Origin of the sequence: Rhizobium sp. BK418 (genome assembly GCF_004341105.1) — a bacterium.
In the GTDB taxonomy this organism is placed as follows: Bacteria; Pseudomonadota; Alphaproteobacteria; order Rhizobiales; family Rhizobiaceae; genus Rhizobium.
Genome location: NZ_SLZK01000006.1, coordinates 150,987 through 168,400 on the forward strand (window position 1 = coordinate 150,987; position 17,414 = coordinate 168,400).

Annotated in this window: 19 protein-coding genes; 10 read left to right on the top strand and 9 right to left on the bottom strand. The window is 59.6% G+C overall.

The window, feature by feature from the left end; genetic code table 11:
* The first annotated feature begins 191 nt into the window (after positions 1–191).
* Entirely contained in the window at positions 192–413 is a 222-nt protein-coding gene (locus tag EV281_RS22845; RefSeq protein ID WP_132656549.1) for a hypothetical protein, read from the top strand.
* 39 nt (positions 414–452) lie between these two features.
* On the opposite strand, the gene EV281_RS22850 is transcribed toward EV281_RS22845, so the two are convergent.
* From EV281_RS22850 to EV281_RS22875, 6 genes are all read right to left on the bottom strand, one after another.
* On the bottom strand, positions 453–2,657 hold the full coding sequence (locus EV281_RS22850) for an amylo-alpha-1,6-glucosidase (RefSeq protein WP_245508341.1): 2,205 nt from the start codon (positions 2,655–2,657) through the stop codon (positions 453–455).
* Positions 2,658–2,676: 19 nt separating this feature from the next.
* A complete protein-coding gene (locus EV281_RS22855) occupies positions 2,677–3,768 on the bottom strand; it encodes a glycosyltransferase family 4 protein (protein WP_132656551.1) in 1,092 nt (363 codons plus the stop codon).
* 84 nt (positions 3,769–3,852) lie between these two features.
* Positions 3,853–4,278 carry a hypothetical protein gene (locus EV281_RS22860; RefSeq protein WP_132656552.1) on the bottom strand — a complete coding sequence of 142 codons (426 nt, stop codon included), beginning with the start codon at positions 4,276–4,278 and terminating at the stop codon, positions 3,853–3,855.
* Between the two features lie 98 nt (positions 4,279–4,376).
* The gene (gene groL / locus EV281_RS22865) at positions 4,377–6,005 is read right to left on the bottom strand and encodes a chaperonin GroEL (RefSeq protein WP_132656553.1); all 1,629 of its coding nucleotides are present in this window, start codon (positions 6,003–6,005) and stop codon (positions 4,377–4,379) included.
* Between the two features lie 52 nt (positions 6,006–6,057).
* Positions 6,058–6,372 (bottom strand): co-chaperone GroES, encoded by a 315-nt coding sequence (gene groES, locus EV281_RS22870; protein WP_132656554.1) that lies wholly within the window; start codon positions 6,370–6,372, stop codon positions 6,058–6,060.
* Between the two features lie 381 nt (positions 6,373–6,753).
* Positions 6,754–7,386 (bottom strand): pyridoxamine 5'-phosphate oxidase family protein, encoded by a 633-nt coding sequence (locus tag EV281_RS22875; RefSeq protein WP_132656555.1) that lies wholly within the window; start codon positions 7,384–7,386, stop codon positions 6,754–6,756.
* A gap of 201 nt (positions 7,387–7,587) precedes the next feature.
* On the opposite strand from EV281_RS22875, the gene EV281_RS22880 reads away from it, so the two are divergent.
* The 7 genes from EV281_RS22880 (at position 7,588) to EV281_RS22910 (ending at position 14,484) form a co-directional block, all read left to right on the top strand.
* Positions 7,588–8,514: a LysR substrate-binding domain-containing protein gene (locus EV281_RS22880; RefSeq protein WP_132656556.1), complete on the top strand. Its 927-nt coding sequence runs from the start codon at positions 7,588–7,590 to the stop codon at positions 8,512–8,514.
* A 113-nt stretch (positions 8,515–8,627) separates the two neighbouring features.
* Complete coding sequence (locus EV281_RS22885; protein WP_132656557.1) at positions 8,628–9,104, top strand: MarR family transcriptional regulator; 477 nt, start codon at positions 8,628–8,630, stop codon at positions 9,102–9,104.
* Positions 9,101–11,170 (top strand): FUSC family protein, encoded by a 2,070-nt coding sequence (locus EV281_RS22890; protein WP_132656558.1) that lies wholly within the window; start codon positions 9,101–9,103, stop codon positions 11,168–11,170. The genes EV281_RS22885 and EV281_RS22890 overlap by 4 nt, the downstream gene beginning before the upstream one ends.
* A gap of 5 nt (positions 11,171–11,175) precedes the next feature.
* Positions 11,176–11,385, top strand: coding sequence for a DUF1656 domain-containing protein (locus EV281_RS22895; RefSeq protein WP_132656559.1), 210 nt, complete (start codon positions 11,176–11,178; stop codon positions 11,383–11,385).
* On the top strand, positions 11,382–12,245 hold the full coding sequence (locus EV281_RS22900) for an HlyD family secretion protein (RefSeq protein WP_132656560.1): 864 nt from the start codon (positions 11,382–11,384) through the stop codon (positions 12,243–12,245). The genes EV281_RS22895 and EV281_RS22900 overlap by 4 nt, the downstream gene beginning before the upstream one ends.
* 432 nt (positions 12,246–12,677) lie before the next feature.
* Positions 12,678–13,382, top strand: coding sequence for a GntR family transcriptional regulator (locus EV281_RS22905; RefSeq protein ID WP_132656561.1), 705 nt, complete (start codon positions 12,678–12,680; stop codon positions 13,380–13,382).
* A gap of 160 nt (positions 13,383–13,542) precedes the next feature.
* Positions 13,543–14,484: a dihydrodipicolinate synthase family protein gene (locus EV281_RS22910; protein ID WP_132656562.1), complete on the top strand. Its 942-nt coding sequence runs from the start codon at positions 13,543–13,545 to the stop codon at positions 14,482–14,484.
* Between the two features lie 107 nt (positions 14,485–14,591).
* Here EV281_RS22910 and EV281_RS22915 read toward each other — a convergent pair whose 3' ends face one another.
* Positions 14,592–14,945 carry a helix-turn-helix transcriptional regulator gene (locus EV281_RS22915; RefSeq protein ID WP_132656563.1) on the bottom strand — a complete coding sequence of 118 codons (354 nt, stop codon included), beginning with the start codon at positions 14,943–14,945 and terminating at the stop codon, positions 14,592–14,594.
* Positions 14,946–14,995: 50 nt separating this feature from the next.
* Positions 14,996–15,196, bottom strand: a complete 201-nt coding sequence (locus EV281_RS22920; protein WP_132656564.1) for a hypothetical protein — start codon at positions 15,194–15,196, stop codon at positions 14,996–14,998.
* Between the two features lie 86 nt (positions 15,197–15,282).
* On the opposite strand from EV281_RS22920, the gene EV281_RS22925 reads away from it, so the two are divergent.
* Both EV281_RS22925 and EV281_RS22930 read left to right on the top strand, forming a co-directional pair.
* The gene (locus tag EV281_RS22925) at positions 15,283–15,834 is read left to right on the top strand and encodes a hypothetical protein (protein WP_245508342.1); all 552 of its coding nucleotides are present in this window, start codon (positions 15,283–15,285) and stop codon (positions 15,832–15,834) included.
* Between the two features lie 2 nt (positions 15,835–15,836).
* Positions 15,837–16,058: a hypothetical protein gene (locus tag EV281_RS22930; protein ID WP_245508343.1), complete on the top strand. Its 222-nt coding sequence runs from the start codon at positions 15,837–15,839 to the stop codon at positions 16,056–16,058.
* A 218-nt stretch (positions 16,059–16,276) separates the two neighbouring features.
* On the opposite strand, the gene solA is transcribed toward EV281_RS22930, so the two are convergent.
* Positions 16,277–17,407, bottom strand: coding sequence for an N-methyl-L-tryptophan oxidase (gene solA, locus EV281_RS22940; RefSeq protein ID WP_132656566.1), 1,131 nt, complete (start codon positions 17,405–17,407; stop codon positions 16,277–16,279).
* Positions 17,408–17,414: the final 7 nt, after the last annotated feature.

Below are 17,414 nucleotides of genomic sequence, written 5' to 3' on the forward strand. Positions count from 1 at the left end.
GGTAAGCCCCATTTGGGTTCCGAGCGCCAGGAGAAGCCGACGCCTCCCCACAGTATGGGCTCATCAAACATGCTATATTATTGATATAATTCAGTGCCTTGCGGATTCAAGGGGTAAGTTTTCCGATAGGAAAATTGATCTTTCTAGCAGCGTTACTAGGTTCACGCGGAGGTAAAGAGAGGAGGAATGATATGACAATGACTTCCGACGATGTCATCGCCATCCTTGGGCCTGTCGATGATACACTTGTAGCCGAGGTCATCGCGACCGGTGCAACGCAGGCCGAGCTCGCAGAAGCATTTGCGTGGGCCAACAATGACGAGGCCTTGATTGGCGAGGGGCGACGCCTGGCGACGGGCAGGGTTGCTGTGCTCGTCGATCTGCTGACTTCGGACGATGAGGAGCCGCAATAGGAATGGTGTATAACCCGGCTCCCGGAGATTGTGGTTCATCTATAGCATTGTGAGCACTCGAACGTCGCCTCTGCGTTCGACGACATCGACCATGACATGGCGCCCGGAGCGGCGGACGGCGACATCGGCCGAGCCATTACCGATGGATAGATCTCGCAAGAGCACTTCATCCAGGAAGGAGGGCAGCCGCGGCTCGTTGAAGCTGATCCGCAAGGCGTCCGGATCGAAATCCAATCCCAAGCAGGATTGCAACAGCGAGAGGGGAGCGGCTGCCGCCCAAGCCTGCGGCGCGCAGGCAACAGGATAGAAGGTCGGCCCTTGCGCGCGCTGACGCGCAAACCCGCAGAAAAGTTCGGGAAGCCGCTGCAGGTCGATGTAGGTGGAGGCGGCAAACAATCCTTCGAAGATCCGTGCAGCATCGGATCGATAGCCATATCGCGCCAGGCCTTTGGCAATCATCGCGTTGTCGTGCGGCCAGACCGAACCGTTGTGATAACTCATCGGATTGTAACGCGCCTCCGTGGAGGCGATGGTGCGGATACCCCAGCCGCAGAAGGATGGAGCGCTCATCAGCGTGCGGGCGACCTGCTTGGCCCGCTCGGGAAAGGCGATGCCGGCGAAGAGCGCGTGGCCGGCGTTGGAGGAGCGGGTTCGGCACGGCCGCTTGTTTCCGTCAAGTGCCAGCACGTATGTGCCGAGTTCCTCGTCGAAAAAGGCGGCGTCAAAGGCACGACGCAAACCTTCAGCTCTGACGAGGAGGCTTGCGCTGCGTTCAGCCCGATTGAGACGGCGGAAGATATCTGCCGCCGCCTGCCAGGCGCCGTAAACGTAGGCCTGCACCTCGGCAATGGCAATCGGCCCTTTGGCCAATGCGCCGTCCGCATGAAAGATGGAATCGTGACTGTCCTTCCAAGCCTGGTTCACCAGGCCCTCTTCGGTCAAGCGTCCATATTCGACGAAGCCGTCGCCATCCCGGTCGCCATATTCGTCGATCCAGGTGAGAGCCGCCTCGATATGCGGGAGAAGACGCTCGATAGTTGCAAGGTCGCCGGTTCGATGGAGATATTCGCCGGCGAGCATCACGAACAGAGGCGTGGAATCGATGCTGCCGTAGTAGCGCCGGAAAGGAACTTCGCCGAGTTCAGCCATTTCTCCGGCGCGTACTTCATGCAGGATTTTGCCCGGCTCGGAGTCCGAGGATGGATCGACATCCGTCGCCTGGTTGATCGCGAGATGCCCAAGAACACCGCGGGCGATCTCCGGATCCAGCCAAAGCGTTTCAAGAGCGGTAATGATGGCATCGCGCCCAAAAACCGTGCTGAACCAGGGAATGCCGGCATAGGGATAGGGGCCTTCGGGCTTTTCCGTCATCAGCATATAGAGATCGGCAATGCTGCGCCGCGCGGCTTCGTTGAAGATCCCGTTTGATGTTGCAATCGAAGCCGCGCGTGAGGATAAGGCCCGCAACGCCCGGCGGGCATCCCGCAGGCCAATGAAAAAGGAACGATAGCCTGGGCGCTGGGTCACCGTCTGGTCGCAACCGATCTCGATGAACAGCGGCCGGGTTTCCTGTGGCGCCAGGTGGAGGTCATAGACGACATGATCGCTGCCAAGTTGATCCGGCTGCGGATCGAAGGACAGCCGCGTCGATCGTTTCCGCTTGTCCAAGCCTATATAGGAGAGCAGGACCGCATCCTGCTCCACGACGGCCGGAAGATGCCGTCCTCTCCTGGCCCTCACCGTTCCCCGCACCTCGAACAGATCGGCGAAATCAGCTCCAAATCCAATCTCGATGCGGACATGCTGCGGTCGATCGTCATAGTTGCTGACGGTCAGCCGCTCGTAGCATCGCGCATTCCAGAGGAAGCGTGACCTTCGCAGATGGATCAGGTCGTGGCCAAGGGTGAGTTTGCCCTTGTCGTCAAAGTGATCGGGATTGGTCAGGTCGCACCTTAGGGTGGCGTTGTCGTCGCGCAATGTGGACGACAGCAGCATTGGCCGCTTTCCATTGATCGTCAGATAAAGGTGGGAAAGATATCGCGTATCGAGATGAAAGAGGCCTTCCGGACTGCCAGGCCCGGAAAGCACATCCCCATTGTGATCGAAGACGGCAAAGGTGTCGCCGTGCTTCAGGGTGCGGGGCCGCCTCTCTTGCAGAGATGCTGCAGCCGGAATGAAGAACTGTGCTATCGGCGCTGCGGGGCTCGCCAATGCAGTGGCCGGATTACTGCCTGTTGAAACCATCGACAGGGCTCCCGTGCGATTAGGCGACGACTTTCAGGTCGAGCGATTGACCGTTCACCCGGCGAACAGCGGTTCTTGGGCGAACGCCCGGCAGATTGCGATAGATGCCGAGATAGTCCCGCGCCATCCGTTCTGCTGTGAAACGATCCTCGAAAGCACGCCGGACCTTGCGACGATCAAGCCGCAGCAGCCATTCGATATTTTCTGCGGCCTCCTGAACACTGTCGACCAACACACCGGAGACGCCCTCATCGATCACTTCAGGAACAGAGCCGCAGCGGAAAGCGATAACAGGTGTACCGCAGGCCATAGCTTCGATCATGACAATCCCGAAGGGCTCCGGCCAATCGATCGGGAAAAGCAGCGCACCGGCATTGCCGAGGAAACTCGCCTTCCGATGCTCGTCGATCTCGCCGACGAACTCGACATTCGAATGGCTTTTTACCATCGGCTCGATCACCGTTTCCCAATAGGCTCTGTCCACATCATCGATTTTGGCTGCCATTTTCAGCGGCATGCCGACCTTTGCGGCGATCTGGATGGCGCGGTCTGGCCGCTTTTCGGGTGATATGCGACCGAGGAAGGCAAGATAATTTCCCTTCGGCCGTTCCGTGAAGGGTAGCAGATCTCGGGGCAGGCCATGATAAACCGTTCCCGACCAGTTGACCGGCGGCATCGGGCGGCGCTGATCATTGGAGATCGAAACGAGGGGAATATCGGCAAACGCCTTGTAGAAGGGCTTGAGATCAGGCAGGTCGAGACGCCCATGCAGCGTCGTGACCGTGCGGTCGGCGAAATCTCGGATCAGCGGGAAATGCAGGAGATCGATATGGAAATGCAGCACGTCGAACTCATGCGCGCGCTGGCGGATCTCCTCCAGCATCATGATCTGGTGCGGCAGTTGGTCCTTGACCGCCGGGTTGAGCCGCAGCGCAATGTCCGAGCACGGCACCAGTACAGCACTGGTGGCGGAATCGCCGCTGGCAAAGAGCGTGACGTCATGGCCTTGGGCAACGAGTTCTTCAGTGAGATAGGAGACAATGCGCTCGGTTCCCCCGTAAAGCTTGGGCGGAACGCTTTCAGCGAGCGGTGCGATCTGAGCGATCTTCATCGGCAAACCTCCTCAATTGAGCAAAGAATCCTCAGGAAAGAACCACCTGCGTCCTCGAAGGCACGCAGCGGCCAGATAGGATGTCTAGATCTCGAATGACTGTCGGCGACATCCTCCTTTCCGGTAGCTGCACAGGCCAATGCTCCCTAACCGGCGAACTCGCTGCGGGTTCCGTCGAGGGGGTCTTTGGATGTCGAAGAAATGAGATGAAATTATCCCTTGAGATCGTCGATCGTTCTTTTCCAACGTCTTGAGCGCCTCGATCGCCTCGTCACGGGAGACGGCCTTATCCGTTTCTGAAAAAAGTCGAAGAGCCGGTATGGGTTCGATCGCAGACAACTCGGATGCCTCTGAAGCGGGTATGACCGGCTTCGCGTCCTTGCCGACGTCTTCGGCTGAAAGCACCTCGCGGGAGATCTCGAAATTGATGGCCGGATGAAGCAGATGCGCGGCGCTAATCACTGCTGTGGTTTCCCGCGCTGCGGATCTGTTGATGTTTTCCTTTCTCATAACTTGGCTCCATTGATCGTGACCGATGGAACTTGATTGGTTTCCATAAAGCATCTGAAGGTCCGCGCCGACAGACGGCGCGGACCTTCGCAATCGCTTTAGAAGTCCATGCCGGCACCGGCAGGCATTGCCGGGGCGGTGTCCTTCTTGGGCTTTTCGGCGATCATGGCTTCCGTCGTGACCAGCAGGCCGGCAACCGAAGCGGCATCCTGAAGCGCGGTACGCACGACCTTGGCCGGATCGATGACGCCTTGCGCGTAGAGATCGCCATATTCGCCGGTCTGGGCGTTCCACCCGTAGGAGAAGTCGCTCTTCTCGCGCAGCTTGCCGACGACCACCGAACCCTCAGCGCCGGCGTTTTCGGCGATCTGGCGGGCCGGCGATTCTATCGCGCGGCGGACGATGTCGATGCCCACGCGCTGATCATCGTTGTCAGTCGGCAGACCGTCGAGGGCCTTGACGGCACGCAGCAGTGCAACGCCGCCACCGGGCAGGATGCCCTCCTCGACGGCGGCACGGGTCGCATGCAGAGCGTCGTCGACACGATCCTTCTTTTCCTTCACTTCGATTTCCGTCGAACCGCCGACGCGGATGACGGCAACGCCGCCAGCGAGCTTGGCAAGACGTTCCTGCAGCTTTTCGCGGTCATAGTCGGAGGTGGTCTCTTCGATCTGGGCCTTGATCTGAGCAACACGACCGTCGATCTCCGACTTCGAACCGACGCCGTCGATAATGGTCGTGTTCTCCTTCTCGATCGCCACCTTTTTGGCGCGGCCGAGCATATTGAGCGCGACGTTTTCGAGCTTGATGCCGAGGTCTTCGGAGATGACCGTGCCGCCCGTCAGGATGGCGATGTCTTCGAGCATTGCCTTGCGGCGGTCGCCGAAGCCTGGAGCCTTGACGGCAGCAATCTTGAGGCCGCCACGCAGCTTGTTGACGACGAGGGTCGCAAGAGCTTCGCCTTCGACGTCTTCAGCGATGATCAGGAGCGGCTTGCCCGATTGGACGACGGCCTCAAGGATCGGGAGCATGGACTGCAGGTTCGAGAGCTTCTTCTCGTGAATGAGGATGTAGGGATCCTCGAATTCGACGCGCATCTTGTCCTGGTTGGTGACGAAGTAGGGGCTCAGGTAGCCGCGGTCGAACTGCATGCCTTCGACGACTTCGAGTTCGGTTTCGGCGGTCTTGGCTTCTTCGACAGTGATGACGCCCTCGTTGCCGACCTTTTCCATGGCTTCAGCGAGAAAACGGCCGATCTCGGCATCGCCATTAGCGGAGATCGTACCGACTTGGGCGATCTCGGAATTGCTCGTGATTTTACGGGCGTTGGTCTTCAGTTCCTTGACCACCGCATCGACGGCAAGATCGATACCGCGCTTCAGGTCCATCGGGTTCATGCCGGAGGCGACGGCCTTGGCGCCCTCCTTGACGATTGCTTGGGCGAGCACTGTGGCGGTCGTTGTGCCGTCGCCCGCAAGATCGTTGGTTTTGGAGGCGACTTCGCGCAGCATCTGGGCGCCCATGTTTTCGAACTTATCTTCGAGTTCGATTTCCTTGGCGACCGAAACACCGTCCTTGGTAATGCGCGGAGCGCCGAAGGACTTGTCGATGACGACGTTGCGGCCTTTCGGACCGAGCGTCACCTTTACCGCATTGGCAAGCACATCGACCCCTCGCAGCATGCGTTCACGGGCGTCGGTGTGGAATTTGACGTCTTTCGCAGCCATTTTTTTCACTCCTTCAATAGGCAGCTAATTTGACTGATGATTGGAAGGCCCCTCAGGCGGCTTTTTTCTGCTCGGCCTGAGCCTCGACGATGCCCATGACATCGCTTTCCTTCATGATCAGGAGATCCTCGCCATTCAGCTTGATTTCGGTGCCGGACCATTTGCCGAACAGAATGCGATCGCCAACTTTGACGTCGAGCGCCTGGATCTGTCCGGCATCGTTGCGCGCGCCGGGGCCGACGGCGATAACTTCGCCCTCCTGCGGTTTTTCCTTTGCGGTATCGGGAATGATGATGCCGCCCTTGGTCTTTTCTTCCGAATCGACGCGGCGGACGAGAATGCGATCATGAAGTGGTCGGAACGACATGTTTTCCTCCGATGGACAAACAATGATGATGTTGTTCCCCTAGCCGGACCGGATGACCAGTCCGGGCGGGTGCAAAGACCTCGGTCGAGCGTCTTGCGCGAAATGATCTGGTTTTGCGATTTTTTGATTTCAAGAGGGACGAAACAAAAAATTAGCACTCACCTAAGAGCGCTGCTAATGCGATGGAAAAGAACGGGAAATCGCAATTTGGACGCGTCGGAACAGGAATTCGCGGAAGCTATGTTGCTCCGGTCGCTGATAATTGGAAGTGCTATCGGAGAGGCCCAGATGCCGGGTGACGCCAGGCGGTCGGCGGGTCGGTCGCTCAGGCGCTTGGCAACGGGCGTCGATCCTGCGGCGATAATGCTGATAGATAGGAGTTTAGCCGGCACCTCCACCGCGCGCGAGTTGTGCCCGCAGGGTGGCGTTCTCCGCTTCCAGCTCCGCCAGGCGCTGGTGAAGCGGCTGGAGGCCAACGGCGATTTCTGCTTCGCTATAACGCGGCGTGATATGCTGCGGGCAGTTCCAGTCGAAGGCTTCGAGGCGCAGACGGAAGATGCGTTCAGGTTTTGCCCGATAGGAAGATGTCGCGAGCATCTGCGTGAGCGCGGGATCGGCGTCGAGCGTCAGCTTTTCGGCATGCGCATAGATCTTCAGCCGTGCCCGGCGAGCATAATCCATCAGGAATAGGCAGACCTTATCATTGGCGGCAAGATTGCCGGTACTGATGTACTGGCGGTTGCCGCGATAGTCAGCAAAGGCGAGCGTGCGGTCGTCTATCACCTTGAGAAAGCCCTGCGGGCCGCCCCGGTGCTGAACATAAGGCCAGCCGGTCTCGGAAACGGTGGCCATGTAGAAACTGTCGCGGGACGCGATGAAGGCGCGCTCATTTTCAGTGAAGCGATCGAAACTGCGGTCCGTCGGCAGGCCGGTCCAGAAGTCCTGAACGCCCATTTCTGCCTGCACGGCGCGCACGCTCGGCGTCGAGGCAATGTCAAGAAACCCGTAGGACATGATCCATTTCTCCAAGGTTTGGAGGGGAGCGGCGCGAGGCCGCGCTCTTCCATCAAGATGTAATCAGGCGCCGGCCTGGTTGCTCCGCTACGTCGGAAAACGGCCGCTGTGATTGGCTTTGCGAACTCAACATGTCGATTTTCGCCTGCAAAGAGAATATGCTCCAATCGAAAGTGATTTTACCAGAAATTGGAAGAATGAATGGATCGGCTCGAAGCCATGTCTATGCTGCTGGAGGTGGTGGACAAGGGAAACCTCTCTGCGGCCGGCCGGTCTCTGAAAATTCCCCTGCCGACGCTGAGCCGCAAGATCACCGAGCTGGAGACACTGCTCGGAACGAAGCTCTTGACCCGCACCACCCGGAAGATCGCCCTGACCGATGCGGGCGCCACCTATGTGGAGGCGGCAAGGCGTATCCTCGAGCAGGTGGAAGAGGCCGAGCGCCAGGCATCGGGCGAATTCGCGATGCCGAAGGGGGAACTGGTGATAACAGCGCCGATGCAGTTCGGCCGCCTTCACGTGCTGCCTGTCGTGGCAGACTTTCTTGCCGCCTTTCCAGCGATCAACGTGCGGCTGATGCTGACGGACAGGAACATCGATCTCGTCGACGAACATGTCGATATGGCGGTGCGCATCGGCAATCTGCCTGACAGCGCCATGGTTGCCACGCGCATCGGTTCGGTGCGCCGTGTGGTCTGCGGCAGTCCCGCTCTCTTTGCCAGCCGAGGCGTGCCGAAGGAACCGGCCGATCTCCTCAATCTACCCTGTATTGGCGTCGAACTTCTGACCTCATCCAGCGGCTGGCAGTTTCGCAGGGCAGGCGTGGCGAAACCGGTCGAGGTGGCGATCAGCCCGCGTCTTTCAGTCACCACGACCGAAGCAGCAGGAGAGGCGGCAATCCGCGGTGTCGGTGTCACCCGATTGCTTCATTACCAGGTCGCACAGTCCGTCGCCGCCGGCGCACTCGAGCTCGTGCTCGAGGAATTCGAACCCGAGCCCGCACCCATTCATCTGGTCCACCTCGCCCGCGGTCAGATGCCGCTCAAGATGCGTCACTTTCTCGATTTTGCAGCGCCCCGCCTGCGGGCCAGTGTCGCCCCGCTGCAGTCCATCTCGATGCGGGGATGACGCACCCCACATCCGTCGTGATTGCATCGCGCGCCAGGCATCCACCAGCGTAAATTTGACGCGCGCTAAATAATCATTTGAATCCTAACTATTTTGATGCTATTAAAATCGCCATGCAATCATCTCCTGTCCTTCATCGCGTCTTTACCGCAAACCTTCTGTCGACCGGTCGCCAGTGGCGCCGGGCTGTCGATATTGCCCTCAGTTCCCACGGCATTTCGGAAGCCTGTGCGGCACCGCTGCTCTGGATCGGCCGGCTGGGCGGTGGTGTGCGGCAGATCGTACTTGCCAATCACGTCGGCATTGAAGGGCCGTCGCTGGTCAGGCTGCTCGATCAGCTGGAAGCGCTTGGCCTCGTCATCCGCAAGGATGATCCGATCGACAGACGGGCAAAGGGTCTCTGGTTGACGGAGGAGGGCGAGAGCCTCGCCATTCGGATGGAAGCCGTTCTCGATGAACTGCGCGGCAGGATACTCGCCGATGTCAGCGAAGCCGATCTCGAAGCGGCGATCCGCGTTCTCAAGGCCTTCGAAGAGATCAGCCCGTCGCAAGTCGTGGCGGCAACACAGCAGCTCGAGGAAACATCGTGACTCTTCCCTCCTGGCGGGACTGGCTCTTCTCGGCCAAGGCCTTCCTTGCCTCCATGCTGGCCCTTTTCATTGCCCTGTCCCTCGACCTGCCGCGGCCCTACTGGGCGATGGCGGCGGTTTACGTCGTTGCCAATCCGCTGGCTGGAGCAACAAGTTCGAAGGGCCTCTATCGCGCGCTCGGCACGCTGCTCGGCGCCGGTGCTGCCGTCTTCTTCGTGCCGCTCTTCGTCAACGCGCCGGAGCTTTTGAGCATCGTCATCGCGCTCTGGACGGGCACGCTGCTTTTCATCTCGATGCTGGACCGCTCGTCGCGCAGTTATGTCTTCATGCTGGCAGGCTATTCGCTGCCACTGATCGCCCTGCCGTCAGTCGGCTCGCCGGATACCATCTTCGACACAGCCCTTGCCCGCTCGGAAGAGATCATCATCGGCATTGTCTGTGCCAGTCTCGTCAGCGCCGTCGTCTTCCCGACCAGCGTGCGCAGCGTGCTCGGCCAGCGTATCGCCACCTGGCTTGACGATGCCGGTAGCTGGGCAAACGATATTTTGCGCGGCGAGGGTGCTATTCCGGCAACGCCCTTGAAGCGACAGAAGCTTGCTGCCGACGTGACCGGCCTCGACCTCATCATCAGCCAGCTCGGCTACGATGCAGGCAGCCGCGATATCGTGCGCCATTCGCGCGAGTTGCGCGGTCGTCTCCTGATGCTGCTGCCGCTTTTCTCCTCGCTCGCCGACCGGCTTCACGCGCTGAAGGCCGAGCGTGGGACACTGCCAGAAGATCTGGTCTGCCTGCTGAACGAGGTCGCCGACTGGTTGAGCCTCGGTGCAAAATCTCAGGCCGACGACACCGCTGAAAAGCTGACGCAGCGAATTCAAAACCTCCGCCAGGCCGACCCGGATCGCCGCTGGGGCGAATTACTGTTCGCGAGTGCGCTGGCGCGCCTGAAGGAGATCGTCGATCTCTGGCAAGATTGCCTGACTCTGCGCGACGAAATCATCAGCGGCGGACATTCCGGCCCGTGGCAGCCGGTCTTTCGTCATCGCCAGATCGTCGGTCGCAACGGCCATTTCGACTATGCGCTGCTTGCCTTCCAGGCCGGCGCCGTCGTTGCCGGCATTCTCGTTGCCTGTGCCTTCTGGATCTATAGTGGCTGGCAGAATGGCGCGGGCTTCGTCACCATGGCAGCCGTCGCCTGTTCCTTCTTCGCAGCACTCGACCGGCCGGCCCCGTTCATCACCTCGATGTTCATCTGGTGCGGCGTCAGTCTCGTCATCTCGTTCGTCTACATTTTTGGCATCCTGCCGATGGTCAACAGCTACGAATTGCTGGTTCTGGTCTTCGCGCCGCCCTTCCTGCTCTTGGGGCTGATGATCCCCAAGCCGAAGTTTAACATGCTGGCGATGCTCCTGACCGTAAACAGCGCTTCCTTCATCGCGCTGCAGGACCGCTATACGTCCGATTTCACCACCTTCGCCAATGAGGCGATCGCCGCGCTCGCGGGCATCGGCTTCGCCCTGGTCTGGACGCTGGTTGCGCGCCCCTTCGGCGCTGAGCTCGCCGCCTGGCGGCTGGTGCGTGCGGGCTGGACCGATCTTGCCGAGACGGCAGCCGGCGAGCGCCATGCCGATCATGAGCGGCTCTCCGGCCGCATTCTCGATCGCCTGGGCCAGCTCGTTCCGCGCCTTGCGGTCGTTGAAGATCGCGAATTGAAGAAAGTGGATGGCTTCGCCGAGGTCCGGATTGGCTTCAACGTACTGATGCTGCAGGGCGAGCGCAGGAAGTTGCGCGGCGCCAGTGCCGCATCGCTCGGCGCCGTCCTGTCTGGCATTGCCGATTTTTATCATGGCCGAATCGATGCGGGCCAGCCGCTCGAGCCACCGGATGACCTGCGCCAATCGATTGACGACAGTCTGAAGACCATCGCACTCGAAGACGACAGGCGTGGCGCCGACTGTATCGACGCTCTCGTCGGCCTGCGACGTGCACTCTTTCCTGACGCAGCCCCGCCGGCAAGCTGGCAGGCGGCCGAGGCTGCGCCGCAACTCCTCCCGCTTGCCGCTGAGTAATTGTCATGCCCGCAGAATTTGATGTTTACGGCGTCTATGTCCCACGCCTCCTTGTTCTCATGGTGCTGAGCTTCCTGCTGATCATCGTCGTCAGGCGGATCCTCGCCTGGCTCGGCGCCTATTCCCTCGTCTGGCACCGAGGTCTCTTCGACCTTGCCCTTTACGTGCTCGTCCTCGGAGCCGTCTCCTCTTTCACACGCTGGTACTTCGTATGAACTCCCTGAAATTCATTGGCCGCCTCATCGTCACCCTTGCCGTCGTCATCGCTGCGGTCTTCGCCGGCCGCGGGCTTTGGGGCCATTACATGGAAGAACCCTGGACGCGCGATGCGCGCCTGCGCGCCGATGTCGTCGGCATGGCGCCTGACGTTTCCGGTCTTGTGAGCGAGGTGCTCGTCACCGACAACCAGGCGGTCAAGAAAGGCGACGTCCTTTTCCGCGTCGACCGCGAGCGTTTCTCGATCGCGCTTGCCCAATCGGAAGCAGCCCTCGAGGGCAGCAAGGCCGCCCTCGACCAGGCACATCGCGAACGCGAGCGGCAGGAGCGGCTCGGCGAAGCCGCGTCCCTGCAACAGAAGGAACAGGCCCAGACAGCCGAGGAACAGGCCGAGGCCGCCTTCCGCCAGGCAACCGCCAACCGCGATCTCGCTGCGCTCAATCTGCAGCGCTCGGAAGTCAAGGCGACGGTCAACGGAACGGTTTCCAACCTCAGCCTGCGCCCGGGAGATTACGTCAGCGCCGGGACCGCCAAGATCGCGTTGATCGACACCGATTCGCTGCGTGTTGAAGGTTATTTCGAGGAAACCAAGCTGCCGCGCATCCATCCTGGCGACAGGGTTTCCATCCATCTGATGGGCCAGTCGCAAAGCCTTCAGGGCCATGTCGAAAGCATCGCAACCGGCATCGAGGATCGCGAACGCACTGCAGGCACCGGCCTTCTCGCCAACATCAATCCCACTTTCAGTTGGGTGCGCCTGGCCCAGCGCGTGCCGGTGCGCATCAGCATCGACAGGGTCCCCGATGATGTCCGCTTGATCGCAGGTCTGACCGCAACCGTCGAGGTGGGCAAGAGCTGATTGGGGTCTGCGGGTTCTGGGGTTTGGATTCTGTGCAGGGGTCTGCACAAGGGTCGATCCGGGCGAGCCTCAAAGGCTTCGCCAGCCCAATCTTATGACTGTGGCGAAGACGAACAACGACAATACCGGCGCTGTCTTCAATGGTGTAGACGATCAGATCCAAGTCCTCGTCGACAAATCGTGCATGGCGCGATCTTGTCATTTTGCTGCTGATCCCCCTGGATCAGGCATCGATATAGTCATCCTCGCCATATCGGATCTCCATGCCAAACATCCGATGGTTAAGAAGTGCGCCAGAGTGGATTGCGTTTACGTGGAGAGGAACATTTAAAATTCCATCTGCCGACAGAAAGTATATTCAAATTGAAGTACCTGCGTGGATTCGCTAGTAGAGTCGCACTGAACTCAGCTGCTTGAAAGGACGATGGACGCGTGGAGGAGACCGAAAGACAGCAACTGCACCGGCGCGGCTCCGGAGTATCGACGGTCTATGAGACGCTTCGAAACGAGATCATCGAATTGAAACTGCCGCCGGGCAGCCCGATCGACGAGCAGCATCTGTCCGATCGTTTTGCCCTGTCGCGAACACCGATCCGCGAGGCGCTCGTGCGGCTTGCCGCCGAGGGGCTGATCACGACGCTCACCAATCGCGCGACGATCGTCTCGAATATCGATTTCCTTGGCCTGCCGGAGTTTTTCGATGCGCTGACGCTGATGTACCGTGTGACGACACGGCTTGCCGCCAGCAATCATGCCGAAGGCGACATTGTCGCCATCCGCGTTCAGCAGAAGGCCTTCGAGGTTGCCGTTGCCAATCGTGACGTGCTCGGCATGATCGCGACCAATCGCGACTTTCACATCGCCGTCGCTCAGGCCGGCCGGAACCGATATTATGTCGAACTCTTCACCCGGCTATTGGACGAGGGACGCCGCATCCTCAGGCTCTATTATTCCTCCTTCAACGATGTCCTGCCGCGCCAATATGTCGGCGAGCATGAGGAAATGATCCAGGCGATCATCAATCGCGACGTGAGCCTTGCCGACAGCTTGGCATCGGCGCATGCAGACCAGATCGTCCGGCAGATCCGCTCCTACATCACCGCCGATTCCCGCCAGAATGCCGGGCTCGCACTGTAGTCGCTGCGAGATTCCCGCGACCGCGTTAGGAACGCGCTTCTATGAGCGCTGACGTAAAATTATACTTTGTATTTTTCTTGTCGACAAAAAGTCGGCAGAATGCTAGATGCCTTTTCAACCCCGCCGTTCCGGGGAGTTTCCAGATAACGAGAGATTGGCGATGACTGGTTCCGTATTCCAAGGCTGCATCCCGGCGCTCATGACGCCCTGCAAGGATGACCGTACCCCTGATTTCGACGCACTTGCCCGCAAGGGCAAGGAACTCATCGACGCCGGCATGTCCGCCGTCGTCTATTGCGGCTCGATGGGCGACTGGCCGCTGTTGACGGACGAACAGCGTCAGGAAGGCGTCAAGCGCCTCGTCGAGGCGGGTGTTCCCGTCATCGTCGGCACCGGTGCGGTTAATACCAAGTCGGCCGTGGCCCATGCCGCGCATGCGGCCGCCGTCGGCGCAAAGGGACTGATGGTCATCCCGCGCGTGCTGTCGCGCGGCTCGTCCGTTTCGGCCCAGCGTGACCATTTTTCGGCAATCCTGGAGGCTGCGAAAGGCTTGCCGGCAGTCATCTACAACAGCCCCTACTACGGCTTTGCGACGCGCGCCGATCTGTTCTTCGATCTGCGTTCGCGCTTCCCGAACCTCGTCGGCTTCAAGGAATTCGGCGGCAAGAGCGACATGACCTATGCGGCTGAAAACATTACTTCCGGCGATGACGCGCTGACGCTGATGGTCGGCGTCGACACCGGCGTCTATCACGGCTTCGTCAATTGCGGCGCCGGCGGCGCCATCACCGGCATCGGCAATGCGCTGCCAAAGGAAGTCCTGCATCTCGTCTCGCTCTGCGAAAAGGCCGCCAAGGGCGATGCCGCTGCCCGCAGCGCCGCCCGCGAGCTCGAAGAGGCGCTGATGGTTCTGTCGACCTATGACGAAGGTCCGGACCTCGTTCTGCACTACAAGTATCTGATGGTGCTGAACGGCGAGAGGGAATACACGCTGCATTTCAATGAGACCGACAAGCTCAGCGACTCGCAGCGCCGTCATCTGGAAAACCAGTATCGCCTATTTAAAACCTGGTACGCCGCGCGTTATCCGAAGGCAGCTTGAGGCTGAAAACCGGTTCGGCCCCGCAGTTTCCCTGCGAGGCCGCTCAATGCAGACGCCGCCTCATAAGGTCAGGGGGCGCCCGATTTCCGTCGCTGCGCGACACGGGGTCAGTTCGCGACATCCGCGGCGGTCAGAGAATGGATCAGCATCGTCAGACTGCGCCGGATCGTCTCATCGGAGATCCGACCGATTTCCTGCGCAAGATAGGCCGCCTCATCCTCGACACCAGCCCCCGCCTCGGTTTCGATGCCGCTGACGAACCAGCCGGCATTCACCTTCATGAAATCGCATAGACGGAGCATGACCGCGATCGACAGGCGGTTTGTGCCATTCTCGTATTTCTGAATCTGCTGAAACGCAACGCCGATATGTGCAGCCAGTTCGTTCTGTGTGATGCCACGCGCGGTGCGCACGGAGCGCAGTCTCTGGCCGATTGCCAAATTCAGTTCCTGATCTTTCATGCCTCTCCTTGAGGATTTTTGTGTAGACCGCAAAATTTTGCGAGCTGTCTTTACATGGTCGGCTTTTGAGACCCGCCCCCATCGGTCAAAAGCGTCAGTTGCTCTTTGAGTTGTCGCCGCTCCGTCTGAGACAGGCGGGCAATCTCGTTTTCCACGAAATTCGCAATAGCCCGCGGGTCGTCACCGAACCGGCGCGCCCCTTCTGCGCAGAGAGCCACGAAGGTCGTCATCGGATCAACAGGGTCTGTCATTTTTGAAATCCCCCCTGAAATCTTCGTCCTTCGCGTTGAAGGCGATCTGGGGTTGAAATGGGTTATAAAGACAAAGAGGCCGACCGATGGTGAACAAATATCCCAATCTCCGATGCCAAGTCGCAACGACTCCGGACCACGTTCGCGATGCGATGATCCTCAGAAGTATCTGCTTTGTCCATGAGCACGGTATCTCGCCCTCCTTCATCTTCGATGGCAATGATCATCAAGCCACGCATTTCGTGTTTTATGATGCCGAAGAGCCCATCGGTTCCCTTCGCATTCGCTGGTTCGCCGATTTTGCAAAGTATGAACGAACCTGTTTCCGAGAAAAGTACCGACACCCTTTTACGGTTAAGCGTTGCATTCAGATGACTTTCGATCATGTGGGGCGCAAGGGTTATAGGAAGGTTCTGATCCAGGCCGAGCAACGCCTTGCGCGGCTGTGGACCATTCTCTTCGATCTGGAGATCGTCGACAGTTCCCCGGTGGAGATTGCCGGCCATCCGGAGCCTTATCTGACCATTGTCGGCACGATTCCCGCCTCGTCTGACCCGATTACGATGGAGAGCTGCAGTGCGTTGCTGTTGCGCGTTGAAGGTCAGCGGGACGCACCGAGTTCGTTTGAGACAGTATGATCATGGCAGGTTTTGACAGGGCGGGCGACAAGTCCGCAACGGCGGCGCTGCAGGAGGAAATTCTGACCCGCACGAAGCTGCACACCGAACTGGTACGGCGTCTCGTTAATGATCCGACAGTTCAGCCGATCGAGCTTGCCGGCTTCCTCGAGGATGTCGCCAATGCTTGCCTTTCGATCTCGGAAGAGCTCAGCGAGATTGTGAAGAAGGCGCAGGAGCGATAGTTTCCAGCATCTTGCGCAGGCTCTCTTCCTGCTCGTGTCGGCCGGAGGGGAAGGTCAATCCCGTCCCAAACGATGGATTGGTCCTGAAAATATCGACGATCCAGTCGTAGACGGCGGCAACCGCCCATCAGACGCAAATCCATGCCATTCCGAACTGACTTATGATGACAGCCTACGCGTGACCTCGTCGGAGCCCCTGGTTCGGCAAGAGGGTTAATTCAGATCTTGGCAAAGGAAAAGGCGTCGATGGGCAGTCGGGTCTGCCCATGAAGTGCGAGGTCCGCCAGGATTTCACCGACGACGCTGGTAAATTTGAAACCGTGGCCTGAGCAGGGGGAGGCAACGACGACGTTCTTTTCGCCCGGCATATGGTCGAGAAGGAAATCCTCGCTCGGCAGCATCGTATAACGACAGGTCGTCGCCTTCGTGCGAAGACCTGCAGCACCCGGAACGCGTTTCTTGACGAAGCCGTCGAGCAGGGCGTTATCGGCATCATTGACGGGTGGGTTCGGTTTGTTGGGATCGATCGGTTCGCGGAAATGTGCGTGCTTGCCGATCTTAACGCCATCGACGCCGATGGCCGGGAAGCCGAAATAGGAGCCCCCCGCACCCTCGTCCCGCAGGAAACATGGCATTCGCTGCGGCTGCGTCGCAAAGCCATCCTGCGGCTGATACCAGGCAACCACCTGGCGGATCGGCACCGCGGCCTTTTTGAGCTGCGGCACGAGTTCGGCAATCCAGGATCCGGTCGCCACCACGATTTTTCCCGCGCGATATCGTCCGGTTTCGGACGTAATCGTCACTCCGGCATCATCGGGCTCGATCGCCGTCACCTTCTCGCCGAAATGCAGGGCTGCGCCATCCTCGACAGCCAATCTCAGATAGCCCATGACAGCCGCTTCCGGACGGAGATAGCCGCCCTGCGGGTCAAGCAGGCCGATCTCGTGCTCATCGAGCTGGAAAGCCGGAAAGCGGCGCGCCATCTCCGCCTTGTCGAGCACCTCATGGGCCAGTCCGTGCAGCTCGCAGGAGGAGCGCGTGCCGGAGACGACCTTGCCGTCGGGCGCGCCGATCTGCAGCACGCCTGTTATCGTCAGGATGTCAGTGCGCAATCGCGCCTCCAGCGATCGCCAGTTCTGATAGGCGCGCTTGAGCAGCGGCACATAGGACGGATCCTCGAAATAGCCGAGCCGGATGAGGCGGCTGTCGCCGTGCGAGGAACTCAGCGCATGGGCCGGAAAATAAGCGTCGAAACCGATCGCCTTGACACCGCGGGCGGCGAGAAAGGCGAGCGCGGCGCTTCCCATGGCGCCGAGGCCGATAACGGCGACGTCGAATCGAGCAGTCATGGAAATC